The sequence below is a fragment of the Pararhodobacter zhoushanensis genome (genome assembly GCF_003990445.1).
GTDB classification, from domain to species: Bacteria; Pseudomonadota; Alphaproteobacteria; order Rhodobacterales; family Rhodobacteraceae; genus Pararhodobacter; species Pararhodobacter zhoushanensis.
The window spans coordinates 613,678-639,802 of record NZ_REEZ01000001.1; the positions used below are offsets into that span (position 1 = coordinate 613,678).

At 65.2% G+C, this 26,125-nt stretch carries 39 protein-coding genes and 1 tRNA gene; 21 read left to right on the forward strand and 19 right to left on the reverse strand.

Annotated elements, in window-relative coordinates:
• The first annotated feature begins 138 nt into the window (after positions 1-138).
• Together EAE28_RS02960 and EAE28_RS02965 are read left to right on the forward strand one after the other, a co-directional pair.
• On the forward strand, positions 139-639 hold the full coding sequence (locus EAE28_RS02960) for a heme oxygenase-like domain-containing protein (RefSeq protein WP_246022238.1): 501 nt from the start codon (positions 139-141) through the stop codon (positions 637-639).
• The gene (locus tag EAE28_RS02965) at positions 636-3,188 is read left to right on the forward strand and encodes an HWE histidine kinase domain-containing protein (RefSeq protein WP_127104318.1); all 2,553 of its coding nucleotides are present in this window, start codon (positions 636-638) and stop codon (positions 3,186-3,188) included. The genes EAE28_RS02960 and EAE28_RS02965 overlap by 4 nt, the downstream gene beginning before the upstream one ends.
• A 27-nt stretch (positions 3,189-3,215) precedes the next feature.
• Here the strand turns inward: EAE28_RS02965 and EAE28_RS02970 are convergent, their stop codons facing one another.
• Complete coding sequence (locus tag EAE28_RS02970; RefSeq protein ID WP_127104319.1) at positions 3,216-3,932, reverse strand: transmembrane-type terpene cyclase; 717 nt, start codon at positions 3,930-3,932, stop codon at positions 3,216-3,218.
• A gap of 236 nt (positions 3,933-4,168) precedes the next feature.
• On the opposite strand from EAE28_RS02970, the gene ribB reads away from it, so the two are divergent.
• Genes ribB through nusB form a run of 3 tightly spaced genes read left to right on the forward strand, consistent with a single transcriptional unit; the run spans position 4,169 to position 6,291 of the window.
• Positions 4,169-5,287: a 3,4-dihydroxy-2-butanone-4-phosphate synthase gene (gene ribB, locus EAE28_RS02975; RefSeq protein WP_127104320.1), complete on the forward strand. Its 1,119-nt coding sequence runs from the start codon at positions 4,169-4,171 to the stop codon at positions 5,285-5,287.
• 3 nt (positions 5,288-5,290) lie between these two features.
• Positions 5,291-5,830, forward strand: coding sequence for a 6,7-dimethyl-8-ribityllumazine synthase (locus EAE28_RS02980; RefSeq protein WP_127104321.1), 540 nt, complete (start codon positions 5,291-5,293; stop codon positions 5,828-5,830).
• Complete coding sequence (nusB, locus tag EAE28_RS02985; RefSeq protein WP_127104322.1) at positions 5,827-6,291, forward strand: transcription antitermination factor NusB; 465 nt, start codon at positions 5,827-5,829, stop codon at positions 6,289-6,291. Before EAE28_RS02980 ends, nusB begins: the two co-directional genes overlap by 4 nt.
• 232 nt (positions 6,292-6,523) lie before the next feature.
• Here the strand turns inward: nusB and EAE28_RS02990 are convergent, their stop codons facing one another.
• Complete coding sequence (locus EAE28_RS02990) at positions 6,524-7,273, reverse strand: ImuA family protein (RefSeq protein ID WP_127104323.1); 750 nt, start codon at positions 7,271-7,273, stop codon at positions 6,524-6,526.
• 93 nt (positions 7,274-7,366) lie between these two features.
• On the opposite strand from EAE28_RS02990, the gene EAE28_RS02995 reads away from it, so the two are divergent.
• Together EAE28_RS02995 and EAE28_RS03000 are read left to right on the forward strand one after the other, a co-directional pair.
• The gene (locus EAE28_RS02995) at positions 7,367-8,410 is read left to right on the forward strand and encodes an aldo/keto reductase (RefSeq protein ID WP_127104324.1); all 1,044 of its coding nucleotides are present in this window, start codon (positions 7,367-7,369) and stop codon (positions 8,408-8,410) included.
• 1 nt (position 8,411) lies between these two features.
• Positions 8,412-8,882: a hypothetical protein gene (locus tag EAE28_RS03000; RefSeq protein ID WP_127104325.1), complete on the forward strand. Its 471-nt coding sequence runs from the start codon at positions 8,412-8,414 to the stop codon at positions 8,880-8,882.
• A gap of 66 nt (positions 8,883-8,948) precedes the next feature.
• Here EAE28_RS03000 and thrS read toward each other — a convergent pair whose 3' ends face one another.
• Both thrS and EAE28_RS03010 read right to left on the reverse strand, forming a co-directional pair.
• The gene (gene thrS, locus EAE28_RS03005) at positions 8,949-10,895 is read right to left on the reverse strand and encodes a threonine--tRNA ligase (protein ID WP_127104326.1); all 1,947 of its coding nucleotides are present in this window, start codon (positions 10,893-10,895) and stop codon (positions 8,949-8,951) included.
• A gap of 85 nt (positions 10,896-10,980) precedes the next feature.
• Positions 10,981-11,901: a GlxA family transcriptional regulator gene (locus EAE28_RS03010; protein ID WP_127104327.1), complete on the reverse strand. Its 921-nt coding sequence runs from the start codon at positions 11,899-11,901 to the stop codon at positions 10,981-10,983.
• Positions 11,902-11,976: 75 nt separating this feature from the next.
• Here EAE28_RS03010 and EAE28_RS03015 point away from each other — a divergent pair, with 75 nt between their 5' ends.
• The 5 genes from EAE28_RS03015 (at position 11,977) to EAE28_RS03035 (ending at position 15,001) form a co-directional block, all read left to right on the forward strand.
• Positions 11,977-12,528, forward strand: coding sequence for a cysteine hydrolase family protein (locus tag EAE28_RS03015; protein ID WP_127104328.1), 552 nt, complete (start codon positions 11,977-11,979; stop codon positions 12,526-12,528).
• A 55-nt stretch (positions 12,529-12,583) separates the two neighbouring features.
• Complete coding sequence (locus tag EAE28_RS03020) at positions 12,584-13,252, forward strand: DNA-3-methyladenine glycosylase I (protein ID WP_127104329.1); 669 nt, start codon at positions 12,584-12,586, stop codon at positions 13,250-13,252.
• Between the two features lie 57 nt (positions 13,253-13,309).
• The gene (locus EAE28_RS03025; RefSeq protein WP_127104330.1) at positions 13,310-14,131 is read left to right on the forward strand and encodes a creatininase family protein; all 822 of its coding nucleotides are present in this window, start codon (positions 13,310-13,312) and stop codon (positions 14,129-14,131) included.
• Positions 14,128-14,868, forward strand: coding sequence for an alpha/beta fold hydrolase (locus EAE28_RS03030; RefSeq protein WP_127104331.1), 741 nt, complete (start codon positions 14,128-14,130; stop codon positions 14,866-14,868). The genes EAE28_RS03025 and EAE28_RS03030 overlap by 4 nt, the downstream gene beginning before the upstream one ends.
• 56 nt (positions 14,869-14,924) lie before the next feature.
• Positions 14,925-15,001: transfer RNA gene (locus EAE28_RS03035), tRNA-Arg, on the forward strand.
• A 53-nt stretch (positions 15,002-15,054) separates the two neighbouring features.
• Here the strand turns inward: EAE28_RS03035 and EAE28_RS03040 are convergent.
• From EAE28_RS03040 to EAE28_RS03095, 11 genes are all read right to left on the reverse strand, one after another.
• Entirely contained in the window at positions 15,055-16,095 is a 1,041-nt protein-coding gene (locus EAE28_RS03040; RefSeq protein ID WP_127104332.1) for a tyrosine-type recombinase/integrase, read from the reverse strand.
• Positions 16,092-16,337, reverse strand: a complete 246-nt coding sequence (locus EAE28_RS03045) for a helix-turn-helix domain-containing protein (protein WP_127104333.1) — start codon at positions 16,335-16,337, stop codon at positions 16,092-16,094. Before EAE28_RS03045 ends, EAE28_RS03040 begins: the two co-directional genes overlap by 4 nt.
• Positions 16,334-16,630: a DUF4031 domain-containing protein gene (locus EAE28_RS03050; protein ID WP_127104334.1), complete on the reverse strand. Its 297-nt coding sequence runs from the start codon at positions 16,628-16,630 to the stop codon at positions 16,334-16,336. Before EAE28_RS03050 ends, EAE28_RS03045 begins: the two co-directional genes overlap by 4 nt.
• A gap of 195 nt (positions 16,631-16,825) precedes the next feature.
• Positions 16,826-17,014, reverse strand: a complete 189-nt coding sequence (locus tag EAE28_RS03055; protein WP_127104335.1) for a hypothetical protein — start codon at positions 17,012-17,014, stop codon at positions 16,826-16,828.
• 264 nt (positions 17,015-17,278) lie between these two features.
• A complete protein-coding gene (locus tag EAE28_RS03065) occupies positions 17,279-17,470 on the reverse strand; it encodes a hypothetical protein (RefSeq protein ID WP_127104337.1) in 192 nt (63 codons plus the stop codon).
• Complete coding sequence (locus EAE28_RS03070) at positions 17,467-17,676, reverse strand: hypothetical protein (protein WP_127104338.1); 210 nt, start codon at positions 17,674-17,676, stop codon at positions 17,467-17,469. The genes EAE28_RS03065 and EAE28_RS03070 overlap by 4 nt, the downstream gene beginning before the upstream one ends.
• Before the next feature lie 9 nt (positions 17,677-17,685).
• Positions 17,686-17,931, reverse strand: a complete 246-nt coding sequence (locus tag EAE28_RS03075; RefSeq protein ID WP_127104339.1) for a hypothetical protein — start codon at positions 17,929-17,931, stop codon at positions 17,686-17,688.
• Positions 17,928-18,242 carry a phosphopantetheine-binding protein gene (locus EAE28_RS03080; protein ID WP_127104340.1) on the reverse strand — a complete coding sequence of 105 codons (315 nt, stop codon included), beginning with the start codon at positions 18,240-18,242 and terminating at the stop codon, positions 17,928-17,930. Before EAE28_RS03080 ends, EAE28_RS03075 begins: the two co-directional genes overlap by 4 nt.
• Positions 18,239-18,667, reverse strand: a complete 429-nt coding sequence (locus EAE28_RS03085) for a hypothetical protein (RefSeq protein ID WP_127104341.1) — start codon at positions 18,665-18,667, stop codon at positions 18,239-18,241. Before EAE28_RS03085 ends, EAE28_RS03080 begins: the two co-directional genes overlap by 4 nt.
• Positions 18,667-18,951: a hypothetical protein gene (locus EAE28_RS03090; protein ID WP_127104342.1), complete on the reverse strand. Its 285-nt coding sequence runs from the start codon at positions 18,949-18,951 to the stop codon at positions 18,667-18,669. The genes EAE28_RS03085 and EAE28_RS03090 overlap by 1 nt, the downstream gene beginning before the upstream one ends.
• Positions 18,951-19,157: a hypothetical protein gene (locus tag EAE28_RS03095; protein ID WP_127104343.1), complete on the reverse strand. Its 207-nt coding sequence runs from the start codon at positions 19,155-19,157 to the stop codon at positions 18,951-18,953. The genes EAE28_RS03090 and EAE28_RS03095 overlap by 1 nt, the downstream gene beginning before the upstream one ends.
• A 179-nt stretch (positions 19,158-19,336) precedes the next feature.
• Between EAE28_RS03095 and EAE28_RS23670 the strand changes: the two genes are divergently transcribed.
• Positions 19,337-19,504, forward strand: coding sequence for a hypothetical protein (locus EAE28_RS23670; protein WP_164736533.1), 168 nt, complete (start codon positions 19,337-19,339; stop codon positions 19,502-19,504).
• 4 nt (positions 19,505-19,508) lie between these two features.
• Complete coding sequence (locus EAE28_RS03100) at positions 19,509-19,754, forward strand: hypothetical protein (protein WP_127104344.1); 246 nt, start codon at positions 19,509-19,511, stop codon at positions 19,752-19,754.
• A gap of 43 nt (positions 19,755-19,797) precedes the next feature.
• On the opposite strand, the gene EAE28_RS03105 is transcribed toward EAE28_RS03100, so the two are convergent.
• From EAE28_RS03105 to EAE28_RS03115, 3 genes are all read right to left on the reverse strand, one after another.
• A complete protein-coding gene (locus EAE28_RS03105) occupies positions 19,798-20,280 on the reverse strand; it encodes a hypothetical protein (protein ID WP_164736534.1) in 483 nt (160 codons plus the stop codon).
• 42 nt (positions 20,281-20,322) lie between these two features.
• The gene (locus tag EAE28_RS03110; protein ID WP_127104346.1) at positions 20,323-20,655 is read right to left on the reverse strand and encodes a hypothetical protein; all 333 of its coding nucleotides are present in this window, start codon (positions 20,653-20,655) and stop codon (positions 20,323-20,325) included.
• 295 nt (positions 20,656-20,950) lie between these two features.
• Positions 20,951-21,265: a helix-turn-helix domain-containing protein gene (locus tag EAE28_RS03115; protein ID WP_127104347.1), complete on the reverse strand. Its 315-nt coding sequence runs from the start codon at positions 21,263-21,265 to the stop codon at positions 20,951-20,953.
• A gap of 364 nt (positions 21,266-21,629) precedes the next feature.
• On the opposite strand from EAE28_RS03115, the gene EAE28_RS03125 reads away from it, so the two are divergent.
• The 6 genes from EAE28_RS03125 to EAE28_RS03150 all read left to right on the forward strand — a co-directional run bounded on the left by EAE28_RS03125 (position 21,630) and on the right by EAE28_RS03150 (position 24,942).
• Positions 21,630-21,875 (forward strand): hypothetical protein, encoded by a 246-nt coding sequence (locus tag EAE28_RS03125; protein ID WP_246022239.1) that lies wholly within the window; start codon positions 21,630-21,632, stop codon positions 21,873-21,875.
• Positions 21,875-22,099 (forward strand): hypothetical protein, encoded by a 225-nt coding sequence (locus tag EAE28_RS03130; protein ID WP_127104349.1) that lies wholly within the window; start codon positions 21,875-21,877, stop codon positions 22,097-22,099. The genes EAE28_RS03125 and EAE28_RS03130 overlap by 1 nt, the downstream gene beginning before the upstream one ends.
• The gene (locus EAE28_RS03135; protein ID WP_127104350.1) at positions 22,096-22,764 is read left to right on the forward strand and encodes a hypothetical protein; all 669 of its coding nucleotides are present in this window, start codon (positions 22,096-22,098) and stop codon (positions 22,762-22,764) included. Before EAE28_RS03130 ends, EAE28_RS03135 begins: the two co-directional genes overlap by 4 nt.
• 305 nt (positions 22,765-23,069) lie before the next feature.
• Entirely contained in the window at positions 23,070-23,417 is a 348-nt protein-coding gene (locus EAE28_RS03140) for a hypothetical protein (RefSeq protein ID WP_127104351.1), read from the forward strand.
• A 33-nt stretch (positions 23,418-23,450) separates the two neighbouring features.
• Positions 23,451-24,311, forward strand: a complete 861-nt coding sequence (locus EAE28_RS03145) for a DUF2303 family protein (RefSeq protein WP_127104352.1) — start codon at positions 23,451-23,453, stop codon at positions 24,309-24,311.
• A 151-nt stretch (positions 24,312-24,462) separates the two neighbouring features.
• Positions 24,463-24,942 carry a DUF1937 family protein gene (locus EAE28_RS03150; RefSeq protein ID WP_127104353.1) on the forward strand — a complete coding sequence of 160 codons (480 nt, stop codon included), beginning with the start codon at positions 24,463-24,465 and terminating at the stop codon, positions 24,940-24,942.
• Between the two features lie 110 nt (positions 24,943-25,052).
• On the opposite strand, the gene EAE28_RS03155 is transcribed toward EAE28_RS03150, so the two are convergent.
• A complete protein-coding gene (locus EAE28_RS03155) occupies positions 25,053-25,277 on the reverse strand; it encodes a hypothetical protein (protein WP_127104354.1) in 225 nt (74 codons plus the stop codon).
• A 194-nt stretch (positions 25,278-25,471) separates the two neighbouring features.
• Between EAE28_RS03155 and EAE28_RS03160 the strand changes: the two genes are divergently transcribed.
• Positions 25,472-26,122 carry a hypothetical protein gene (locus EAE28_RS03160; RefSeq protein ID WP_127104355.1) on the forward strand — a complete coding sequence of 217 codons (651 nt, stop codon included), beginning with the start codon at positions 25,472-25,474 and terminating at the stop codon, positions 26,120-26,122.
• Positions 26,123-26,125: the final 3 nt, after the last annotated feature.

Below are 26,125 nucleotides of genomic sequence, written 5' to 3' on the forward strand. Positions count from 1 at the left end.
GTCCATCAACGTTGTGTTCAACGTTTTGCGACTCTCAATTGTGAAACGCTTTGAAAGCCAAGGTGCACAAAGGGTCGGCCTATTTTGACGCGTCTCTCTTTTCGACACGATCTGCGTCAGCAGACGCAGGCCCAGCACGTGGCAACCGAGCACGGCCTCGCCCGTTTCACCGCCGCTCCGATCGAACACCTGCTGTGGTTTCTGGCGACCCAGCGCGCCGGGTTGTGGGCGGTTTTTTGCAGCGCTGACCCTGGGGCACTGATCTGCACGCCCGTGCTGCGGGATCTGATCGCTCGTCTCGATGCCGATCTTGCGGCCTGCGGGACAACTGCGCACCCGGCGCAGCCGTTGCGGGGGCTTGACCCGCTGGCGGTCGATTACCTGATCCTCGGCTCGCGGCTGGGCACCGAGGTGCTGCGCCGCCAGATCTTTGGCGATCATCCGCCCGGCGCCATCCCGACCTATTTCCAGCTGTCGCCGCAGCCCGACCTGTGGCGCGCGCATTGCGCGGCGCTTGACGCCCTTGATCCGGCGTCGCCCCGCGCGGCGGCGGTCATCGCCGATACCAACACCGCCTTCTCGCTGTTTCAGCAGGCCGCGCGCCTGCAAGACGCCCCTGAAAAAGTTGCTGCTCTATGATCTCTCCCACCCCCTCTGTCGATCTGACCAACTGCGACCGCGAGCCGATCCACCAGCTGGGCCGCGTGCAATCTTACGGCGCGTTGCTGGCTGTCTCATCCGACTGGATCGTGCAGCATGCCTCGGCCAACCTGCCCGATATTCTGGGGGTTGAGGTTGAGCAGGCGCTCGGCGCGCCGCTGACGGCGCTGATCGTGTCCGACGGCTTCGCCCGCATCCGTGAGACCCTGCGCAGCGTGCAGTCTCCCGATGGCGTGGTGCGGCTGTTTGGCGTGGTTATGCGCGCCAATGGCCGGGCGTTTGACGTGTCGATCCATCAATCCGGCACGCATCTGATTGTCGAGTTTGAGCCCAAGCGCGCCGCCAGCGGTCGTGACGTGATGTCCGAGGTTTACCCCCAGATCGCCGCCGTCCGCCGCAATGGCAGCCTGCGCACGCTGGCGATGGACGCGGCGCGCGGATTGCAGGCGCTGTCGGGCTTTGACAGCGTGATGGTCTATCAGTTCCAGCCTGATCATTCGGGAAAGGTCATCGCCGAGGCCCGCCTGGACGGGCGGCAGAAATATGACGGGATGATGTTCCCGGCCTCGGACATTCCGGTACAGGCCCGCGCGCTCTATCAACGCTCGCTCTTGCGGCTGATCGCCGATGTCAGCGATCCCGGCAGCCCGATCCATCCGGGTATTGACCTGTCGGGCCGTCCGCTTGACCTGTCGCTGGCCGTGACCCGCGCCGTGTCACCGATCCATATCGAATATCTGACCAACATGGGCGTTCAGGCCTCGATGTCGGTGTCGATCATGAAAGAGGGCAAGCTGTGGGGCCTGTTTGCCTGCCACCACCACAGCCCGCGCTACATCGACTACGAGCGCCGCACCGCGATCGAGATGTTCGGGCATATCTTCTCGTATGAGCTGACCAGCTTCGAAGACCGCGCCCGCAAGGAGGCCGAGCAACAGACCGGCCGCCTGCAGACCCTGTTGATGAGCCATATGGCCGATGGCCGCGCGCTGTCGGAAAGCCTGCTGTTTGCGTCCGAGGATATTCGCGGCGTCATCCCGCATGACGGCCTCGCGCTGATCGAAGATGGCACCTACAGCGCCACCGGCACCGCACTCAGCGAAGAAGAAGCCCGCGCGCTGGCCCGGTTTCTGGACCGCTCCATCGGCTCGGGCGTGTTCGCCAGCGAGTGTCTGGGCAAGGTGCATGACACGGCGCGCGATTATCAGGACCGGGTCGCGGGCATTCTGGCGATCCCGATCTCCAAGCGCCCGCGCGACTATCTGCTGCTCTCGCGCCGCCCGGTGCATGAGACCATCGACTGGGCAGGCGATCCGTCCAAGCCGGTGACCGTAGGCCCCAACGGCGTCCGCCTGACCCCGCGCAAAAGCTTCGATGTCTGGCGCGAAACGGCTCAGGGGCGCAGCGCGCCGTGGACGGGCCAGCAGGTTCACGCGGCTGAGATACTGCGCACGGTGCTGCTGGAGATCTTCCTGAAGATCACCGAGGCGACCAGCCTCGAGCGCAAGCGCGCGCAAGAGCAGCAAGAGCTGCTGATCTCCGAACTGAACCACCGGGTGCGCAACATCCTCAACCTGATGCGCGGACTGCTGGCACAGTCGCGGTCCTCAGCCCGCACGCTGGAGGAGTTCACCGACAATCTGGACGGTCGCATTCAGTCGCTGGCCCGCGCCCATGACCAGCTGACCGCCGAGCATTGGGAGCCCAGTTCGCTGATCTCGCTGATCACCTGCGAATTTGCCGCCTATGCCGACGACAAGACAGAACGGGTGCACATCACCGGCCCCGACGCGATGATCACCCCGCGGGCCTATACGACGATGGCGCTGGTGCTGCATGAGATGGCGACCAACTCGATGAAATACGGCGCGCTCTGCGACAGATCGGGGCGCATCCAGATCACGCTGGGCACCGACAGTTCGGGCGGGTTGCTCATCGATTGGGTCGAGCGCGGCGGTCCGCCGGTGTCGCCTCCCAAGCGGCGCGGCTTTGGCTCTACGATCATCGAAAATTCCATCCCGCACGAGCTGCGCGGCGATGCGCAGATTGCCTATCGGACGTCGGGGGTCGAGGCGCAATTCCGCCTGCCCCCCACCGCGATCAGTGAAATCCGCACCACCGAAACCGTACCCGCCGGCCCGCCGGCCGTTGACCCCGCGCGCACGGCCGGCATCTCCGGCAGGGCGCTGGTGCTTGAGGATACCTTGATCATCGCCATGGACGCGGCAGGCATCCTTGAGGATCTGGGTGCGTCTGAAGTCAAGATCGTCGCCAGCGTCGCCGCCGCGCTGGACTGGATCGCGAATAACCCGGTCGATCTGGCGCTGCTCGATGTCAATCTGGGTGAGGAACAGTCGGTCCCGGTGGCCGAAGCCCTGCATGCCAAGGGCGTGCCCTTCGTGCTGGCTACCGGCTATGGCGCCTCGGCCGAACTGGCCGAGGTCTATCCGCCCTGCCCCATCGTGCAAAAGCCATTCTCGGCCGCCTCGATCAAGGCGGCGTTTACCCGGGACGAACCCGGCGCGTGAGGGGCCCCACGCGCCGGTCTTGCCGCCTCAGAACCGCGTCCAGGGGTTGATCCCCTGACGCTTGAGCGCGCGGTACATCAGGAACATGTAGTACAGATCCGCCACGAAGATCGCGGCAATGAAGGTGATCACGAAGGCCCCGTCATCGGCATGGGTGATCGTATAGATAATCCCGCCGGTCATCGACGAGCCGATCCACTTGGCCCAGGCGATGGTAAAGCTCTGCCCGTCGGTATTGCCGCGCATGTAGTACATCGCGATGAACGAGATCGACATCAACGCGTTCTGGATGAAGGCGATAACCTTGGCGCCCTCGATCTGGTCGTTGTTGAAATACAGCGTGAACTGGCGCAGGAAATTGCCGCCGTTGTACATGATGAAGAACGAAAAGATCAGCATCGCCACGGTGAACGCGACCCACGAGCGCCGGCTGACATTGTATTTCTCGACGAAATATTTGTAGCCGTATTTGAAATACGTATACAGGATCACCACGTCCAGCGTCGCCCAGACCAGAAAGATCATCTGCGCCTTCAGCCCGCCATGCGGGATCAGCGTCGCATCGGCGCTGCCATAAGGCGGGATCAGCAGCGCAAACACCAGCTCCCAGGCCAGGTTCAGCGTCAGCGCGACAATCGGCATGCCGTAGGACTTATCCTTGAACCCCCGATAGATGATCGCCGCATAGGCCAGCGCCCAGGCGTAGGTACAAAGGTGATAGGCGAAAATGGTGTAGCTCTGCATGCTCGGGGCCGTCCGTTGTGTCGTCTTGCCCTTGCGGGGCATCATTTCCGGGTCCATGGCAGGCCGCTGCCGAAAGCTGCCTGTCCGCAAAACAGGGCAGGATTGATCACGGTTTGCGTCGCTTGTCTACCAAGCGGGGCCTGCAATGCGCGCAGCACCGCCACGTAGCACCCCTCGCCCCCTTTCACCTGCCTCTGCCTTGCGCTATCTGCACATCAAGCGGACAGGAGCGCGCGATGGATTACGAAAAGCCCGGCCCGGTCGAGGACAACTGGCGTGACGCCATCTCGTCGATCGAAGAGATCATCGACGAGGCCCGCAATGGACGGATGTTCATTCTGGTCGACCATGAGGATCGCGAGAACGAAGGCGATCTGGTGATCCCGGCCCAGATGGCCACGCCCGAGGCGATCAATTTCATGGCGACCCATGGCCGCGGGCTGATCTGCCTGTCGCTGCCCGGGCACCGGATCGACGCTCTGGGCCTGCCGCTCATGTCCACCAACAACGCCTCGCGCCACGAGACCGCCTTTACAGTGTCGATCGAAGCGCGCGAAGGCGTCACCACCGGCATCTCGGCCTATGACCGCGCGCGCACCGTCGCGGTGGCCATCGACCCGTCCAAAACCGGCGCCGATATTGCCACCCCCGGCCATGTCTTCCCGCTGCGCGCCCGCGAGGGCGGCGTGCTGGTGCGCGCCGGTCATACCGAAGCGGCGGTCGATATTTCACGGCTGGCGGGGCTGAACGCGTCGGGCGTGATCTGCGAGATCATGAAGGACGACGGCGAAATGGCCCGCCTGCCCGACCTGATCGCCTTTGCCCAGATGCACGGCCTCAAGATCGGCACGATCAGCGACCTGATCGCTTATCGCCGCCGCCACGACAATCTGGTGCGCGAAACCGCGCAGCGCGCCGTGACCTCGGCGCATGGCGGCGACTGGTCGATGCGCGTGTTCACCGACCAGACCCAGGGGGCCGAACACGTCGTGCTGACCATGGGCGACCTGACCACGCCCGAGCCGGTGCTGGTGCGCATGCACCAGCTCAACCCGCTCGAGGACGTGCTGGGCATCGGCGCGGACCACGCGGGCGACCTGCGCTGCGCGATGAAGATGATCGCCACCGAGGGGCGCGGCGTTGTCGTTCTGCTGCGCGATACGGCGATGACCCTCGATCTGGACGAAGGCGCCTCGCCCAGCACCCTGCGCCAATACGGTCTGGGTGCGCAGATCCTCGCCGCGCTTGGCCTGCATGTGCTGACCTTGGCGACCAATTCGCCCACCCCGCGTGTGGTGGGACTCGAGGCCTACGGGCTCAGCATTGCGGGCACCCGCCCCATTCCCAAGGAGTGAGCCATGGCCGGAGCCAGCCACTATACCCTGCCGCTGCCCAGCTTTGACAAACCGGTCAAACTGCTGATCGTCGTTGCGCCCTATTACCGCGACATCGCCGACATGATGATCGCCGGCGCCCGCGCGACCCTGGACGAGGCCGGCGCAACGCATGAGCTGATCGAAGTGCCGGGCGCGCTGGAAGTGCCCGCGGCGATTGGTCAGGCCCATCGCATGGCCAATTTCGACGGCTTTGTGGCGCTGGGTTGCGTCATCCGTGGGGAAACCACGCATTACGACACCGTGTGCAACGACAGCTCGCGCGCGCTGACCCTGCTGGGCCTGCAAGGCGCGTGTCTGGGCAATGGCATCCTGACGGTGGAAACCATCGAACAGGCCACCGTCCGCGCCGACCCCAAGGACCAGAACAAGGGCGGCGGCGCGGCGGCGGCCGCACTGCATCTGATCGCCCTGCAACGCCGCTGGGGCGGTGCCCGCGGCACTGTCGGCTTTCGTCCGGCAGGCGACCCGGTTCTGATGGCTGACGGAGGCTCTGACGCATGAGCGCGCCCAACGACAAACGCGCCAAACGCGCCGCCGCCCGGTTCTACGCCGTTCAGGCGCTGTTCCAGATGGAAATCTCGGGCCAGACGGTCGAGCAGGTGCGCGCCGAGTTCGAAACCCACCGCATCGGGGCCGAGACCGAGGAAGAAAACTGGGTCGACGCCGACGTGCCGCTGTTTCGCAAACTGGTGGATCTTGCGGTGGACCGGCAAGGCAAGATCGACCAGCTCACCGACCGCGCGCTGGTCGCCAAATGGCCGATTGCGCGCATCGACCCCACCCTGCGCGCCCTCTTCCGCGCCGCCGGGGCTGAGATGGCCGAAACCGACACCCCGCCGCGCGTGGTGATCACCGAATTCGTCCAGATCGCGCAGGCGTTCTTTCCCGAGGGCCGCGAGTCCAAATTCGTCAACGCCGTGCTCGACCACATGGCGCACGAGATCCGCCCCGAAGCCTTCTGATCGCAGCGCAAGACGGCGGACCGGGTAAAGGGGGGCCTTCAGCCCCCCTCTTCGCTTTCAGCGAATTCACCCCCCGAGGATATTTGAAGAGCAAAGAAAGCGCTGTTAATCCTTCGTTAACGCCGCTCTTTGCTCTGCTAAGTATCCCGGGGTGAATGGCGCGGCACGCGCCAGAGGGGCAGCGCCCCTCAAACGCACTCAAAGGCGTGAGCCCGCAGGGCTCTCCGCGCGGTCACGCAACGTCGCGCAGATCCTCGTCAGGGCCCAGCGGCATGCAGGACGTACCCTCAGGCAGTGGGCCGCCGTCGATTTCCCAGTCACGCGGTGGCTGGCTGCGGGTCAGCAGCCGGTCCAGCCGCCAGCGATGGCGGCGCGCGTCCGGTGTCGGCGCCAGCGGGTGCAGCGCCCAGCGGCTTTCCACCCCCGCGATGCGGCTGTCGGCGCTGTCGCAGGCCATGACCAGCCCCAGCGGTGCGGGCAGCGCGCGGCCGGCCTGCCGGTTGCGCGCCAGCCCCTCGCCCGCCGCCAGGTGCAGGCGGCGCAGGGCGCGCAGGTCGGGGGCCTCGGCCAGGTCGGCCAGCACCAGCGCCACGCAGCCCGCGCGCAGGGCCTCTTCCAGGCTCCACAGCACATCCACCGGTTTGGCGCAGGGCACCACGATCAGCGCGCCGGGATCGGGCAGCAGCGCGCGCAGCCCCTGCGGGCAGAGTTGTTCGTTCCGCCAGCCGGGCCGCAGCCACAGCACCGGCCCCTCGGCCTGCGCGACCGCTGCCGCCAGCGCCGCCAGCGTGGTGCGGGCCGGGCCTGTCAGTTCATGCACGCGCCCGCGCGCCAGCGTCATCTGCGGCAGCGGGGCCAGCGGTGCGGGGGGCGGCAGCGGCCCGCTCTCTCCCCCTGTGCCCTGCACTGCCGCAATCTGCTGCGCCAGCGCGGCGAGGTCCGCGAGCCGTCGTTGCGAGGAGGAATCGTCGGGATCAGCCATCCCAGAATTCTAGCATGTTCCCTTTATGTTCTCAACCTCGCTCCGCTTGCCTTTCCCCCCCGACAGGTTACGTTCACCGCAACAGGAGACCGCATGAGCACCCACACCCTCGGCCCAAACGGCCCCGAAATTCCCGATTTCTGCCTTGGCACCATGACCTGGGGCCGCCAGACCGCGACCCCGGACGCGCATCGCCAGATTGATCTGGCGCTCGAGCACGGGCTGAATTTCCTCGACACCGCCGAGATGTACCCGACCAATCCGGTGCAGCCCGAAACGCTGGGCGGCACCGAGACGGTCATCGGCGACTGGATCGCCCGGCACGGGGGCCGCGACCGCCTGATCCTGGCAACCAAGGTCACCGGCGAGGGCAGCGCGGTGATCCCCGGCGGCGCGCCCCTGATCGACGCGGCGCGGCTGCGCGCTGGTGTCGAGGCCTCTCTGTCCCGCCTCAGGACCGACCATATCGACCTCTATCAGCTGCACTGGCCCAACCGCGGCTCGTACCATTTCCGCCGCAACTGGGGCTTCAAGCCGGGCCATGACGCCGCCGCCGTGCGCGCCAACATGACCGAGGTGCTGACCGAGGCAGCGGCCCTGATCGCCGAGGGCAAGATCCGCCAGATCGCGCTGTCGAATGAAAGCGCCTGGGGGCTGGCGCAATGGCTGCGCATCGCCGACGAGGAGGGCCTGCCCCGCGTCGCCTCGATCCAGAACGAATATTCCCTGCTCTGCCGTCTGGCCGACACCGACATGGCCGAGGCGCTGGCGATGGAGCAGGTGCCGATGCTGGCCTTCTCGCCCCTCGCAGCGGGCCTGCTCACCGGGAAATACGCAGGCGATGTGACGCCGGACCCTTCGCGCCGCGGCGCGACGCCGGATCTGGGCGGGCGGATCACCCCGCGCGTCTTCGACGCCGTTGCCGCCTATCTGGGCGCGGCGCGCGACTGGGGTGTGGACCCGGTGCAGATGGCGCTGGCGTGGTTCAGGACCCGGCCCTTCCCGGTGCTGCCGATCCTTGGGGCAACGACCACCGCGCAGCTGGAGCAGCAGCTTCCGGCATTGTACATGGCGCTGGATGCAGAGCTGGTGACCCAGCTCGACGCGATCCACCGCGCGCATCCGATGCCGTATTAAGATGGCCCTGCGCAACGCCCTGATCCTGGTGACAGCACTGCTGGTGGCGGCCTGTCAGATGGCCCCTGCCGCTGCCCCGGTCCCCGCACAGGCACCCGTACAGGCACTGGCACCGGCAATCACCGAAACCACCCTGCCCCCAGCGGGCTCAGGCGCTGATCTGCTCCCCGAGCCGGTCACCATACTCCAGCCAGCCGACATCCCCGCACCCGCGCCGCCGCCCGATCCCCCGATGCTCGCCCAGCAACGCGCCGCCTGTCTGCGCGACGGGGGCAGTCTCACACCGCGCGGTGGGGGACTTTATGCCTGCCTCCACACCACGCGCGATGCAGGGCAGCGCTGCGATGCGGCCAGCGATTGCGAGGGGCTGTGTCTGGCGCGCTCGGGCACCTGCGCGCCGTTCACGCCGCTGTTTGGCTGTCAGGAGGTGTTTACCGCTCCCGGTCGGCGCGAGACGCTCTGCATCGACTGAGGCCAAGCCACTTAGGCCCGCCATGCAAAACCCCGCCTCGAAAGGCGGGGTTTTGTCATTCTGCGATCAGGCCAGATCGGGCGGCGTTGCCTCGGCGGCCAGTTCGGCCACCAGATCCTCAAGCCCCATCGACGCGGTGCGCGTATCGCCCAGACGGCGCACCGAGACCGTGCGCTCGGCCACTTCGCGCGCGCCCAGCGCCAGGATCACCGGCACCTTGGCCAGCGAATGCTCGCGGACCTTGTAGTTGATCTTCTCGTTGCGGATATCCGCCTCGGCGCGCAGCCCGGCCTTGGTCAGGGCCGCTACGACCTCGTACACATAGTCATCCGCATCCGACACGATCGAGGCCACGACCACCTGCTGCGGCGCCAGCCACAGCGGCAGTTTCCCGGCGTGATCTTCGATCAGGATGCCGATGAAGCGCTCGAACGAGCCCAGCGTGGCGCGGTGCAGCATGATCGGGCGATGCTTGGCGCCGTCCGGGCCGACATATTCCGCGTCCAGCCGCTCGGGCAGGTTGGGGTCAACCTGCAGCGTGCCGCATTGCCAGTCGCGGCCGATGGCGTCGGTCAGCACGAACTCCAGCTTGGGACCATAGAAGGCGCCTTCACCCTCGAAGATCTCATAGGTATGCCCCGCCGCCGTCACGGCGCCAGCCAGAGCGCCCTCGGCGAAGTCCCAGCTTTCCTCGGTGCCGATGCGCTTTTCGGGGCGCGTCGACAGTTTGATGCGCCACTTGGTAAAGCCCAGATCGGCATAAACGCCCGACAGGAATTCGATGAAGTCGCGCGCCTCGCTTTCGATCTGCTCTTCGGTGCAGAAGATGTGACCATCATCCTGCGTGAAGCCGCGCACCCGCATGATGCCATGCAGCGCGCCCGAGGGTTCATACCGCGCGCACGAGCCGAACTCGGCCATGCGGAGCGGCAGGTCGCGGTAGCTTTTCAGGCCGTGGTTGAAGATCTGCACGTGACACGGGCAGTTCATCGGCTTGAGGGCGTTGACCACCTTCTCGCGCGCGCCTTCTTCGTCAACCTCGACGATGAACATGTTCTCGCGGTAGTTTTCCCAATGCCCCGAGGCTTCCCACAGCTTGCGGTTCACCACCTGCGGCGTGTTCACCTCGACATAGCCATTCGCCCGCTGCTTGCGGCGCATGTAGTCTTGCAGCGCGGCATAGATCGTCCAGCCGTTCGGGTGCCAGAACACCTGACCGGGGGCCTCTTCCTGCATGTGGAACAGGTCCATCTCTTTGCCCAGCTTGCGGTGGTCGCGCTTGGCGGCCTCTTCCAGCATGGTCATGTGGGCCTTGAGGTCATCGCGCTTGCGGAACGCCACGCCATAGATGCGCTGCAGCATGGGCCGCGAGCTGTCGCCCAGCCAATAGGCCCCGGCGACATGCGTCAGCTTGAAGGCGTCGGCGGGCACCTGGCCCGTGTTCTGCAAATGCGGGCCGCGGCACAGATCCTGCCACTCGCCGTGCCAGTACATGCGCAGATCCTGATCCGCCGGGATGCGGTTGATCAGCTCGATCTTGTAGGGCTCGCCGGCGTCCTCGTAGAACTTGATGGCATCCGCGCGCGACCAGACCTCGGTACGGACCGGATCACGGGCGTTGATGATCTTCTTCATCACCGCTTCAATCGCACCCAGATCGTCGGGCGTGAAAGGCTCGGCGCGGTCAAAGTCATAGAACCAGCCGTAATCGCGCACCGGGCCGATGGTCACTTTCGTGTCCGGCCACAGCTCTTGCACGGCGCGCGCCATGATATGCGCCAGATCGTGCCGGATCAGCTCCAGCGCCGGGGCGTCGTCTTTCAGCGTGTTGATCGAGAAATTCGCATCGGCCGTGATGGGCCATTGCAGATCCCAATGCGCGCCGTTCACCTGCGCGGAAATCGCGGCCTTGGCCAGCGACGGAGCGATGGAGGCTGCCACTTCAGCAGGCGTCACGCCTGCCGCGTAGTCGCGCACATTGCCATCAGGAAAGGTCAGGGAAATCTGGCTCATCGGCCGGTTCCTCGTCATTTTGGCGCCCACGGAGCGCCCGGTTGCGGGTTATGTCGGCGGTTTCTGCGCCGCCCGGCGGGCTTTGTCAACGCCGCAGGTGACGTCGGTAGGCCGAAGGCGCCTGCCCGGTATGGCGCAGGAAAGCGCGGCGAAACGCGTCGGTATTGGCATAACCGGCGCTGGCGGCAACGGCGTCGATGGGCGCGCTGGTGTCGGCCAGCAGATCCTGCGCCAGCGCGATGCGCAGCGCGGCAAGGGTGTCGAGCGGCGACTGCCCGGTCGCGGCGGCAAAGCGGCGGTGCAGACTGCGCTCGGACAGCGCCGCCAGCCGCGCCAGATCAGCGATACGCCAGCCCCGCGCCGGATCGGCCTGCATCGCCTCTTGCGCGCGGTGTACGGCGGCGTCGGCATGTGCGCGTCCCTGCGGTGCCGGACGATAGGGACGCTGGTCGCGCCGCCCGGTGTCGAGCACGAAAAAGCGCCCGACTTCGCGCATCACCGCGCTGCCCGCCAGCCGCGCGATCAGCTCGTGCCCCAGATCGATCCACGAAAACAACCCGCCCGCCGTCAGCACCGGCCCGTCGTTCAGCGTGACCCGCTCGGGCTCGATCCGGGCCTCGGGAAAACGCATCGCCAGCTGGTCGGCCAGCGCCCAATGCGTCGTCGCGCGCCGCCCGTCCAGCAGTCCCGCCGCGCCCAGATAGAACGCCCCGGCACAGGCCGAGGCGATCAGCGCCCCCTGCGCCCGCTGCCCGGCGATCCAGTCGGCAAGCGCGGGATCGGGGGTGAGGTAATCGAGCGAACCAAAGGCGGGCGGCACGACCACCGCGTCAAAACGCTGCTGGGGCATATCGGGACCGACGCGGCTGGCCGTGATCACCGGCAACCCGCGCTGCGCGCAGAGCCTGCCCGCATAGGTCAACATCTCGTCCAGCCCCTCAAGCGCGGCGCGCGAGGCGCCGGGATAGGCGATCAGGGCAAGGGTGCGGTTTGGCGGGTTCGGCATGGTTTATGTCTGTTCCGCCAGTAGCACGCGCACGCCGCACGGTGCAAGCTGGCCGCAACAACCACAGGAGTTCCCATGCCCAAGACCGCCCTTCTCATCGTCGACATGCAGCGCGACTATTTCCCCGGCGGCCGCATGGCGCTGGAAGGAACCGACGCCGCCGCCGCGCAGGCCGCCAAGCTGATGGCACACTTCCGCGCGCAGGGCTGGCCGGTGCTGCACGTTCAGCACATCATGGCGCGCAGCCCCGCACCCTTTTTCGAGGCCGGGACCGAGGGGGCCGAAATCCATCCCTCGCTGGCCCCGCAGGACGGCGAGACGCTGATCGTCAAAGCCTTCCCCAACAGCTTTCGCGAAACCGGGCTGAAGGCCGCGCTGGACGCTTTGGGCATCGAGCGGCTGGTGATCGCCGGAGCGATGAGCCACATGTGCATCGACGCGACGACCCGCGCGGCGGGCGACCTGGGCTATACCTGCCTTGTCGCCGACGACGCCTGCGCCACCCTCGCGCTCAGCCACGGCGGCGTTGACGTGCCCGCCGCACAGGTCCACGCGACGATGATGGCCGGGCTGACCAGCTACGCCACTGTCGCACCGGCTGACGCGGTTCTGGCCCATCTCGCCTGAGGGCTTGCCATGCGACGCCTCACCCCGCAGGATCGCGCCAAACGGGGGTGAGGCGATGCGCAGCTTTGACGAAATCCTGACGATTGCCGCCGCCCGCAAGGGCGGCGTAAAGGCCGTGATGGCAGCGATCCCCACCCCGCTGACCCCCGACCAACTGGCCGCGATCCCTGACAACCGCTGGCTGGCGCAAATGGCGCGCGGCATCCTGCAGGCCGGGATCAGCTGGAAGGTGGTCGAGAATAAATGGCCGGGCATCGAAGAGGCGTTTCTGCACTTCGACATCAGCGCGATCACCTTTCAGCCCGACGACTGGTTCTATGACCTGTGCGAGGACAAGCGCGTCATCCGCTCGCCGCCCAAACTGCGCGCCATCCTCGACAATGCCGCCCTGATCCGCCGGGTGCGTGACAGCCACGGCGGCTTTGGCCGCTTCATCGCCGACTGGCCCGAGGATGATTTCGGCGGGCTGGTGCAATGGCTCAAGTCCGAGGGCGCGCGGCTGGGCGGCAACACCGGCCCCTACATGCTGCGCCAGATGGGCAAGGACAGCTATATCCTGTCGCAGGACGTAGTCGCCCGGCTGGTGGCCGAGGGGGTTATCGACAAGGAACCCACCTCAAAGAAGGCCCATGCCGCCGTGCAGGCCGCGTTCAACGACTGGCGCGCGCAATCAGGCCAGTCGCTGACCACCATCAGCCGGGTGCTGGCGCAAAGCGTGGGTTGAGCCGCTTGCACCTGCCCCGCGCCCGTGCAGAATGCCCGGCAAAAGGAGTGCCTGCCCATGCCCACCGAGATGCCTATCGTCGATTGGTCCCAGCTCAAGGCGCATGAGTTGCGCGCCCTCGCCGCGCAGAACGCCGTGGTCATCCTGCCCATCGCCTCGATCGAGCAGCACGGGCCCCACCTGCCCACCATGACCGACACGCGTCTGGGATACGAGATCGCCACCCGCGCCGCGCGCAAGGCCTATGAGCAGCGCCCGGTGGTGGTCACCCCCGTCGTCTGGTCGGGCCTCAGCGAGCATCACATGCCCTATGGCGGCACCCTGACGCTCAGCCACGCCACCTTCCGCGCCGTGATCCGCGATCTGATCGAGGCGATCACCCGCCACGGTTTCCGCGACATCCTTATTTCCAACAGCCACGGCGGCAACCAGATCGCCATGCAGCAGATCTGTGACGAACTCAGCCCGACCTCGCCCGCGACGCTGGTGGCGACGACCTATGTGTCCGAGGCCGGTCAATCGCTGGCGCAGTATTGCGAGGATCAGCCGGGCGTGATGCACGCAGGCGAGGCGGAAACCTCGATGATGCTGGCTTGTGAGCCGGAACTGGTCGATGCCTCGAACCTTGGCGGCATCACCGACGGGATGGACGGTGCGGGGTTCCTCAAGGCAGGCAAGGCAAGCTATCGCTGGCGGCCGTTTACCGCCGCGACCGGCAACGGCATGGCGGGCAATCCGACCCGCGCCAGTGCCGACAAGGGCGAGAAGATGTTGGAGGCCGGGGCCGAGGCGCTCGCCGCCCTGATCACCGACCCCGCCACCTGGGCCGCTCCCGCCGACAAGCGCGGCGAGGGCACGCAAGGGGTGCCCTTCGCGTGACCGAGTACCTGACCACCCCGCAAGGCCGGCGTCTGGCCTATGTCCTGACGCCGGGCACCGGCCCCACCGTGGTGTTCCTCGGCGGGTTCAAATCCGACATGACCGGCACCAAGGCGCAATTCCTTGAAGCCTGGGCGAAAGAGCGCGGCCGCGCCTTTCTGCGGTTCGACTACTCGGGCCACGGCCAGTCGAGCGAAGACTTCCTTGACGGCAGCATCGGCGACTGGGCGCAGGACGCAGTCGAGGCGATCACCGCGCTGACCGCTGGGCCGCTGGTGCTGGTCGGCTCGTCCATGGGCGGCTGGATTTCGCTTCTGACCGCCAAGGCGATGCCCGAGCGCATCGCAGCCCTGGTCGGCATCGCCGCCGCCCCCGACTTCACCGAAGACAGCATGTGGGCCAGCTTTGACGCGACCCAGCGCGCCGCGCTGGAGCGGGACGGGCACGTCGCCCTGCCGTCCGAGTATGACGACGGCCCCTATATCATCACCCGCCGCCTGATCGAGAATGGCCGCACCCAGCTGGTCCTGCGCGACCCGCTGCCGCTGCCCTTCCCTGTCCGCCTGCTGCAAGGCTCGGCGGATGTGGACGTCCCGCAAGACGTCGCACTCAGGCTCTTCGCGCATGCCGACAGCCCCGACATGACCCTGACACTGGTCAAAGGCGCCGATCACCGCTTCTCGAACCCCGATAACCTGAGTCTGCTGGCCGAGACTTTAGACAGCTTGTCCCTGTGACCGGCCACACGACGTCTTGACCTTCCCCGCCCGGGTGAAGCATGTACAGACCCAGCGGTCCCGTAGCTCAACTGGATAGAGCACCTGACTTCTAATCAGGTGGTTGAGGGTTCGAGTCCTTCCGGGATCGCCACTATATCCGCAAGCGTTTGAAAATACTGCTTTATTTTCATGTTTTACAGGCCGTTACGCTTGTTTTACATCGTTCTGTTCTTGTTCCGCCCCGACGACCTGACGTTTCCGGTTCACCGTGAGGGTGTAGTGCTCGGCTTCCTTGAGCGTCTTGTGCCCGCCCCACGACATGATCGCCTGGGTCGGGCCACCCGATTCCGCAATGGCCGTCAGGCGCGCGACGCGCAGGCCGTGAGCTGTCTTTCCGATAATGCCAGCGGCCCGGGCTGAGGCGCTGATCAGATTGGACAGACCCTTTGCCGATCGCGAGCGCCCGCCGTGGGCTTCGAGCATGGTGAACCCGCCCGGTGCTACGGCGCGCACGGCCTCGATCGCGGTGGCGCGGTCCCCGGCCCAGCTGGCCGCCCAAGTTGGCAGCGGGGCGGTCCATGGCACATACGCCAGACCCTTGGTCTTTTCCTGCCGGAAGGTCAGCACGCCGTCAGGGCCGATCTGCGACCAGGCCAGTTTCACCGCATCACTGTCCCGGCAGCCTGTCCACCATAGCAGTTCAAAGCACCCGCGCGCCGAGGTGCCGATAGGCCAGCGCGCGCGGAAGGCGGCGACCTCTTCGTGCGTCCAGGCGGCGCGGTTCATGGTGCCCTCGGCTTGCTTCTTGATGCCAAGGCTTGGGTCTGCGTCGAGCCACGCCCGTTCAATGCAATTCGCAAAAACCAGCCGCCACGCCCGCAGGCGCTTGTTGGCTTTGATCGGCTCCAACTTCGCCAGATCAGCCCGGATGTGCTTGGGGCGCAGCGTGGTGATCTTGACCGTGCCATAGTCCGAACGGATGATATCAAACTCGCGGCGCATCATCGCGCGGTAACCCTCGGACAGGGCGGAAAAACTGCGTGCGCGGCTGACATCCTCGACGGCATGCGCCAGAGATCCGCACTCGCTCTTGGATCTGACCGGCGTTTGCGAGTCCTCGGCCACCCATGCGGCGATGAAATCAGGGTGCGTTTCGGGAAGGTCGGGCAGCAGGGCACGGGTCACGCGGTGATACCGATAGACGCGGCCGCCGCGCTTGACCCTATGGACCCGGGGCAGTTTCACGGCGTGATCCCGAATGCTTGGTCGCATGCAGCCTCGTCTCGTTTGCTCTGATCGTCGCCCTCATAGGGCAGATCCGACGCAAACCGGTCAAGGTCCATACGGTCAAACACGCGCTTGCCGCCCAGCATCCGACGCGGGATCTGCAACTCGCGCAGCTTCGATGGCGAGATCCCGAGATACGCCGCAGCCTCGGCAACCGGCAGCAGGCGCGGGGCAAAGGTGATGCTGGCGCGGGCGGTCATGGTTTTGCCTGATCGGATATGAAGCTCGGCCTCGGTCCGCGCCCTGCGCGCCACCTGGTTATGCGCGCCATATCCATCGCGCTCACCTCGACAGCACCCAGAGCTATAGCTTCGGTGCGCTTGCTCTTGGCGATGTCGAAATGCTCAAACCGGGTTCCCGCCTTCTGTATCCACTTTCGAGCGACGCCGATCTTGTCCGCCATCGCCAGCAGCTCCTCGGTTGAATCCGCCATCATGTGGCACATCATCATGCGCCCGTATGGGTGGCGGGCTGGGTCGACGTAGACGCTCACACCCCGCCCTCCCCATCACTGGACCCGGCGAGGGCGCGCAGGGCGGCCTGGATGGCCTCTCGCATGGCGGCGACGGTGATGATTGCACGCGCGCTCATTGCCTGGTCCTTCCGCATTTGATGCATTCGCTGTGGTCGCCGATCTGCTCCCACTGGTGGCGGCAGAGCAGGCGCTTGAGAGTGAGGTGGAGGGCGGTCATTGCTTGAACCTCAAGAATGCATCGCGGATCTCTTTCCGCATATCCATGCGGCCACGCACGTAGCTGATGGCATTGCAAACGCCGAACGCGATAGCGTCGATAAAGACCTCAGCAGCAGCAGGTGTGATGTTCTTCGCGATGGAACTTGCCATTAAGATTCCAGCAATCATCAGGAACCACTTCACACCCCGCCCTCCCCATCACTGGACCCGGCGAGGGCGCGAAGGGCGGCGCGGGCATCCTCAGCCGCCTCTAGCAGATGTAGGACAAGAGACCCAACGTCGCTGTGCCCCTCCCTCACCGCCGCGTTGTGGTTGATCGCCACGTCCGGACTGCGGCCGAGGGCGTTCTCAATGCCGCTGGATGCGCCACCGCCCCCGGCAAAGCTGTCGATGATCATGGGCGGCAGGTCATGGCCGGTGCTGTGGCGGGCTGGGTGCATGGTGCCCTCACATCACAAACGGAAGGGCGATCGCGAACGCTAGGCTTGCGAGGGCGACCAGGTAGATCACGATGACCAGCGGGGTGGTGCGCAGCGGCGTGTCGTCTGGCTGGATGCGCTTGACCGTTCTGGCGGCAGCAAGGCGAGCGCGCGCGCGTTCATGGGCCGTGGCCCAGCAGCTGGGGTGTTTGCTTGTCACGGCTGAACTCCTTGCGTCAAAAACTTTTGCGCCGCCGCCTGATCGGCGGGGGTGCCGTGCAGGCGCAGCCAGTGGGCGGCGCGCTGGCGGGTGGCCAGGGAAAGGCTGGTGTCTTTCATCGCCCAGCGGCGCGCGACGATGGGCGCGGCGCAGATCAGTGCGACGGCACCGTGGCGCAGGGGCGGGTTGGTGGAAGCGGTGGTCATGGCTAAACCTCAGCGTTGGGTTGCGATGCGACCGCGCCATGCGTCGAAGTCGGTGCACAGGGCGGCAAAGCGGTCGGCGGCGTCGGGGTCGGTGTCCAGCGCGCGGCGGCTGGTGATGCCGCACTGACCGCGCAGGTATTCTGCGGCGGCGGTCGCGGTGACCGGCCCGCCCGGCTGGGTGATCCGCAGGGCCACGAACAGGCGGAACCGTTCGTCGTTGCACAGGATCCCGGCCCGCCGGGCGAGCGCGGTCATGCGCTTGCCCCTTCGATCACCAGATCGCGGGTCAGGATGCGGATCGCCGCCCCGACGCTTTGCATCGCCTCGATGTCGTCGTCGGTCAGGTCGACGGCAAAGGCATCCTCGAACGCCATAATCAGTTCGACCTTGTCGAGACTGTCGATTGGAAGCTCGGCGAAGGTGGTTTCGGGCGTCAGGTCGACGTCGCCCAGACAAAGGGTCTCGCGCAGCAGGCGCAGGATTGCGGCGATGCGGTCGAGCACGGGCGTCGCGGCGTTGTGGATCTGGCTGCCCTGCGCCAGCGTGATCACGGCGTCAAAGGTCATCCGCAGAATTCCTTGACGTAAGGGGCAGCCTGCTCCCGCAACTCGTCCCTCATGACGGACGCTACGGCTACGATTCCGTCGATCACGCCCCGCCCAAGTTCGGCATTGTGCGGCAAGGCGTTGACGCTAACGGGCCCCTGATCTTCAAAGCTTTGCCGCAGAGCGGCACCGAGGGTAGCGAGGGCGACGCCACTATTGCGCGCCCTGTTCAGATCCTCAATCAGCTGGGACAGCTGCACGATTCTGTCGAGCACGATGCCGAGCCGCTGCACCGTGTCGGTGCTGACCCTGGTGGCGCGGTGGGGGATTTCCATAGCGGGGGTTCCTTGGGCTTGGGGATCGGCGCGTGGGACGTCGTCGACCGGCAGGCCGAGGCGGTCGATGGCCGCGCGGACGTGGTTGGGGTGGTGGATGGGGCTGGTCATCACTGGGCCCGCCCGATGCACTTCCAGCCGCGCGTCGCGTGAAGCTGGAAGCGCCTGCCGTTGATGGTTTTGAACTTCGCAAGACGCCGCCAACCCCAAGCGCGCTTGGGGCCTTGGCTGAAGCGCGACAGCGCGATGTCTTTGTGACCGGTGCCGTCGCCCCGAAGTATGAAACGCTCCAGCGCACCGGAGCCCAGCCATTCCGCGACGACGCGGGAAAGCTGCCTGTCCAAGATGGCGCGGATTTCGTCGTACGCGTCTTGGGCAGTCTTTGGGCTGGTCATCACGCGGCACCCCCGGCCTGGCGGGGGGTGGGGGCTTTGCGCCGGGCGGCGGTCAAGAGGGTGCCCCAGATATCGAGGCGGTCCTCGGCGTCGAGGATGGGGGTGTTGGGGCGGACGATCAGCGCGCGGCGGAACTGGCGCAGCAGTTCGGCGGTCGGCGCGTCGTGCAGGACCGTGGCGGTCTGGGGTTCGGGGGTGGCGGGCATGCTGTTTCTCCAGTTGGGCCGTGATGGGCGACTGAGTGAACATGCGATGGACAAATGTCCACGTCAACAGGAAAATGGACATTTGTCCTTTGCTGGCGGCGAATCGGTGCTATACCTCCCACACCGCGCCATGGTGGCGTGCATGAAAAAACCCCGCACGAGGCGGGGCGAAGGTGGTGATGAAGAAACTGATATTGGGCAGCCCTGCACCACGAAGGGTGGCGCACCAGCTAACCGTGACCGTCAATCTTCAGGATATGGCGGTGGCGACGGCAGTTCGTGAACAAGTCGAAGCCGCGTTGGCTCAGCCGGTGCCTCGGATTGCTGTGGCGCGCACATTGAACTGATAAGATGGTTGATCATGCCCTGCCGCTCAGGATTGTCAGCGGCCACTTCGCTGAGCTGCTCCAAGCTGCTGCGAAGTCCGTCGTACGAGACAAAGCCAAGGTCGATCAGGGCGCCAATTTTCATCTTGTTCAGAGCGTTATTCAGCGTGGCGAGAGCAGCAACGGTTTTTATCTCGCCGCGCAGATCGACAATTTCGCTCTGGATATGGTTGATCGCCTATTGAGGCGAAACCGTCTTTTCTCATTTTAGTCCTGACTTCACTTTTCCAGCATCGCTCGGCGATCTCGTTTGGTTACGACCCAGAACCGGGCCGCAACGCCTCGGCCTCGATCCAGACCTTCGCTGCAGCGATGCTACCGAAGGCGCGGCCATCGACGCTGTAGCCTAGGGGTTCACGCATGATCGGCTTTCCCTTGTGAACGACCACCGCAGCACCCGGCTCTTCCGCTTCTGCCTCGCGCTGGCGAACGGGCGGCGCGTAGTGCCTCGGTTTTTGTTCGCGGGCCTTGCCCAGCGTCAGGCGCTTTCGGATCGCGGCCATGTCATCTGCCATGCGCGCCGTGCTTTCGGCGGTGTCGAGCTGGGCAGACGCAATCTGCGCCACGGCCAGAAGCGCTAGGCCGCCAAGCGCAACGGGAAGTGCCACTGTGAGGACGCCGCCAAGGCCGAGGCGTTCGAACATACCCAAAGCCATGAAGCCAGCCAAGGCGATGGTGCACCACCCCAGAATCGTGATCATCAGGTTTATCGCGCGCGCTGCTCCGTATTTTTCCATTTTTCCCTCTTATATTCAGCGCCGTCCGGTTGATCAGTCCAATCACTCACAGTTGCGCGCCTGACGTGCCGTCTCGATCTCGTTGAGGTGCCCTCGTGTGACGGCGATTTCGGTTTCGCGGTCATTTCCGCTCATACTGGATAGGGGCAGACCCAAGAGAACGACACCCCAGGTGTCGGCGTTCGCGGCGCGGTTCTGATCGGCACTGAGAGTTTCGAGTTGCTGTGTGTAGTGCAGATTTCGCTCTGCCAGTTGCGAGCACGTCTGCCCGCGATAGACATCGCTGCCAATATCAGCGGCGGCGATGTTTTCGGGCCGCTCGGCGCATGACACCAAGATGCAAAGGGCCGATGCCCCAATAAGAGCGCGTTTCATGTGATTCTCCCCCCCCGAGAGTTGCGTCTATTACGCTTTCACACGTAGCCGCGATTTGAAAGTGACGAAAAGAAGGCAGGACCAGCAGGGATGATTCTGCAACCGTTAGTTGCTATGACACCATCGGTGCCCGCTGTTCGATCATTCGACACAAATTCTGCCGAATTGACGGGCGCAGATTGTTCACTGAATGTTCTATTAACGGAATTTCAATGGCTAGGATTGGGTATGGCGCGCTGCGACCTAAGATCGCTTAAGTTGGCACTGACTGCTATTGTGGATGAAACAGACCCAACTATTCGCGCCGCCCTCGTGCAGCAGCTCTCAGAAGATCCCGCTCTCCTTCATCAAGTGATCGCCACAGAGACGCGATGTCTGATCGAAGAGCGGCTGAGTCGTCCTGCAGCATTTCGTCAAGAGTAAAACCAAGAGCGTGAGCGAGCTTAACTGCATCATCGACATTCGTGGATGCCTTTACGCCCTTAGCTGATCGCTGCATGAATTTCGTGACCTGGTCTTTAGATACGCCAGCCTTCTCGCAAAGCTGCGGGATCGACCATCCAGCGACGGTCAGGGCGTCCTTTAGGGCGTCATAGAAGCGCTTGGTCATGTCGCACTTGTACGGCTTCTGGGGGCTTTTGCGCCACCGGACAAAAGTCCATTGACTGCGAATGGACAATAGTCCACATTGCGGCCATGAACCGCACAGATATCATCAGCGCTATAGAGGCCTACGCTGCGAAGCACAGCCTCGCGCCATCGACTGTAACCGAGCGAGCCGTTCGGAATAGTCGCCTGTACTCTCGCATGAAGAACGGCGGGGACTGCACGACCGATGTCGCGCAACGCCTCCTCGCATTCATGCGGGAAGAACAAGAAGAACCGCCGCTTCCCGCTGCGTCCTGATGCCATCCGTTCCAAACCCCTATCCCCTCGATGATGCCGCGCGTCACTCAACCATGGAAGGTCTGAGCATGTCCCCCGGAAAGAGTTCCAAGCGGCAGGCGCTGACCTATCGCCAGCATTTTGCCGAGGCATGGTCGCAATTCCTGCGCGCAAGCTTCGACAGCCCCGAGCATGCGGCGCATCTGTTCGGCGTCGATGGATCGACCGCGCGCAAATGGTGGGAGGGCAGTCATGCGCCCTCGGGGTTTGCTGTTGGCTATGCGTTTTCACTGGCGCCGGATGCGGCGTCGCGTTTTCTGGGGGGTTCCGTGTGATGGGTATTCGGTTTCGCGCGACGGTCGCCGAGCTGCTGCTTGCCACCCATGTGCGCGCGTTCGGCGCGTGGTGGCAGGCCAAGGCTGCGCGCCGGTTGGGAAAGTTTTCCGGGGGATGTGCGGCCCCCTTGAAAATGGATGCGGAAAGCACAGGCCCTTCCGTGGAACGCAAGGCGTCGACCGAAACCGTCGTGTCTGTGCCGGTGCGGGGGGCGATCTCGTGAGCGCCGAGTGGACCCCGATCCCCGAGGCCAAGCTGTCGCGGGTGCGCGCCCTGTTGGACCCCACATCATTGGGTCATCAGCTGGTCGACATTCTGAGCGAAGGGCCCAGCGATCTGTCGCGGCTGGCGCTGCGGACTTTCGGCCCGCGTGAGTTCCGTCACAACCCTGACCGCATCATCGCGCGGTCGTTTGCCGTGTCAAAATACAGTCTGGTGGGCAAGCTTGGCACGCAGGGTCTGGCGATTGTCGAGCAACGCGCCGGGCGGGCCAGTGAACCGCTGTCCGCCGTCTGGGCCTTGATCGAGGTGGATCGCGTCAACGCCGATCCTGACGCGCCCGCGCCGCTGCGCCATGTGCCGCGGCGCGTCGACTGGGTTGCCGATGTGGCAGAGCCACGCGCGGTGCTGGTGCAGGCGCTAGCCGAGCAGCTGGACGCGCTGCCCGCCGGGCATCTGCTGGCCTTCCACACCGGGGTGAACCGCCCTGCCCCGGCACTGGGCCGGATCGCGCGCGACGTTGCTGACGCGGCGGGTTGCGCGATGGCCAGCTGGCCCGAGGATCCGGTGCATGTCGATCCCCGCCGCTGGACCTGGGCGATCCGCAAGCCGCTGGCCGGCGCTGCCGCCCGGGCCTTGTGCAACGCCTCCTGCGGGGTCAGCGCGTGAGCGCCCCCGTTCCCCATTCGCGCGACCTCCTCCCCGCGCGGATCGCTGCCGACAGTTGCTCCCCCGTTGCTGTCGGCAGCACCTTATCCCGTGCGCGGCGGGTCATCCGCGCTGCTTGCTTCCTGTCAACTTCCCCGGCGGCGGCCCACGCTGCCGGGGCCTTTTCTCAGCCGCTTTCCGGCCTGCGCCCGCGTGACGCAGCCCCGAGCGCGTCCGGTTCCGTTTTTGTTAACCGCACCCCATACGGTGGCCATTCCGGCCGGTGCGGGCGCGCTCGATCTGTTCCCAGCATCATGAGGTAGGCCATGGCCCGCGAAGAGCTGAACTTTCTGGAATTCCTGCAGGGTTTTCGCCGTGGCGACCTGCTGAACGAGGCCGACACGCAGCTGTCCGAGCTGATCACCGCCGTCACCGAAACCGGTGGCAGCGGCGAGTTGGTTCTCAAGCTGCCGTTCAAGGTCAACAAGGCCGGGCAGCTGGAATGCCTGCCGGTGGTCGCTGCCAAGAAGCCGCGCCGCCCGCTGGGCACCGGGATCTTCTATGCCACCGACGACGGCAAGCTGACCCGCCGCGACCCCAACCAGGCGGACTGGCTGGAAGAGCAGGAACTGTCCGGGCGGCGTGCGCGCGCCCGTGCCGACGCTGCCGAGTAACCCCGAAACCCCCTTGCCGTGAAGGATTGATCCATGGCCCAGAAATCGACTGAAACCCCTGCCGACGTGCCTCTGGTTGCAGACATCTGCAGCCCGCGCGAGACGCTGGAAACCGTGCTGGCGGGTGTTGCGCTCAACAATCCGCATATCGAGCTGACCGACGGGCGCGAATTCATCCGCCTGCCCGGCGACCACAAGCTGCAGGACGTGTCCAACCCTGACCGGCCTGCGCCGTTCATCAAGCAGTTGGTGACGGTCGATGACCGCGCGTCGCTGGTCGCCTATGTCAACCGCTTCTCGGATCCCCGCTCGGTGCTCGTGGCTGACTATGACGCAGGCGCGATCCGGGCGATGCTCGATTATCACGGCGACAACGGCGCAGGCGATCTGCTGGCCGGGCCGCTCAAGCACGCCGTCACCTTGAAGCTGCGCGACAGCGAAGAATTCAAGCGCTGGAACGCGATGCAGGGCAAGAAGATCCCGCAGGATGAATTCGCGGCCTTCCTCGAGGAAAACTCGGAGGACATCTGCGAGCCGGACCCGACCGTGATGATCGAGATCAGCCGCGATCTTGAAGCGACGCAGGGGGTCACCTTCAAATCGTCGGTGCGCCTGGAGAATGGCGATCGCAGCTTCGTCTATGAGACCGACACGCGCACCCGTGGCGAGCTGCATATCCCGCGCGAGTTCAAGATCCTGATCCCGCTCTATCAGGGCGAAGAGCCGGTCGAATTGCGCTGTGCCTTCCGCTGGAACGTGGGCGGCGGCGGGCTGGTGCTGGGTTTCGAGTGGCGCCGGGTCGAGTACCTGCGTCAGGCCTATTTCGCGCAGATCGCCGCTGCGGCGTCCGAGGGAACCGGGCGCCCGCTGTTCTACGGTCGGTTGGCCGGCTGATGATCTTCTGGCGCCTCATGCTTGAGACAGGCTCAGGCCAGCAGCCTATGGGGTTGCTGGCCGATGAGCAGATATGTCGGTTCATCCTGCTGGCATTCCGGGAAATCGGCGTGGCCGGTGACTGCCTGCGGTGGGTGCCGGGGGTGGCATCATGAGCGCGCTCGACGCCAAGGCCTTCTGGGCCGATCTGCGCGACCACCCCTCCGTGCGCTTTGGCGTTACGGTGGAACTGATGGCGAAGGTCGCGCGGGGTCAGGTGTACCTGGCGACACCCTACACGCGCCTTGCCGCGCCCGCTGGGGTTTACGATCCGGCCCGGGCAGAGGATGCCGCCGCTCTTGCGGCGCAATGGCAGCGCTGGCTGGCGATGCGGGGCGTCACCGCCGTCTCGCCGATCGTGCAGTCGCAGGCCGTTACCCGGGATGTCCGGTCGTGGAAAGGTGGCGCAGCTGCGGCTTCTCTTGCGCTGGACGCTGCGTTCTGGACCCGCTGGTGTTCGCCGATGCTCGATGCGTCCAGCGCGATCTATGTGCCCGACATCGCCGGGTGGCGCGACTCGGACGGGATCCGGCATGAGGTGAGCAGTTTCGTCGCGCGGCCCCGGCCGGTCTATGTGGCGGGCTGGCCATGAGCGCGGCTTCGGTTCGTCATAACAAAAGACGGGCGATCAGCTCGCGCTGCCGCCCGTCAGTTCAGTCTGCAAAACTGGTTGTCTCCTCCCAAAAACAACATTTTTGCGGATCAGAACAGGCTGGACTGCGTATCAGAAGAACCTCCCGTTCCTCCGATAGCAGTCTGCACGCGGCCTTGGTTCGTACCCAGCATAGAGCTGATGTCCTGAACCTTGTGCCCTGCGTCGCGCAGCAGGCGCGCCGTCTCCGCTTCGGCTTCGCTGAGATTGCGAGGCCTGAGAACGGACAGTTCATTGAGTATCACCCCTGTCGTGGGGTGTCGGATCGTAGCCATGGGTTGTCCTTTCATATGGCTATGAGTGGCAGCGAGACGGATTTCTCGACTGCTGCGGGGGGCGATTCGGTTGGACGGGTCGCCCCCACACCACGGATTTTAGCCTGTGACGACATGTCGCGGGAGTCCTGTTTTGTTCACCCAATTTGCACTGCAAAACGGGAAATATTTGCAGAATGCAGTGAGTGGCGTTCATGACCCAAAGCAGCACCCCGGCGACAATGAGCGCCAAGCCGCATTTACAGCCAGTCGGCACCGACGATGTGTTCCGTTACCCGATACCGCTTGGCGTCCGGCTGGAATCGCACGGCTGGTTCCAGTTCCACCACGCGTGGTGGCGCACGTCTGATTTCCGCAGGGATGCTGACCGCGACGTGCGCGGCGTGTTCCTCGATTTGCTCTGCGCGTCGCAGGATGAAGATCCCGTTGGCACGCTGCCGGTCAGCGATAGCGATCTGGCGTGGGTCGCGCGTATCAGCCTGGACGAGTGGATGCGCTTGATGGCCCGGCCGATTACGCCGCTCTATGGCTGGACGCGTTGCATCGTCAGCGACGGGCGCGTGCGGCTTTATCATCCCAAGCTGCTGACCGTCACAAAATCGGCAGCGCAGTCAAAGGTCGACGCCGAGCAGAGGCGTGCAGATGACCGCGAGCGCAAGCGTCTGAAAGACCTGCCAGAGCGCATTCTGCGCGCGGGCGGGTCACGCCGCATGTCGGAAGATCAGTCCTATGTGGTCCGGCTGGATCAGGTGCTTTGCGAAACCTTGGAGCCCGGCACATCGCGCACCGTTTTGCGGGTCAAGCAGGCAATGGAGGCACTGGATCTGGCATCTATGGGCCGCTGAGGG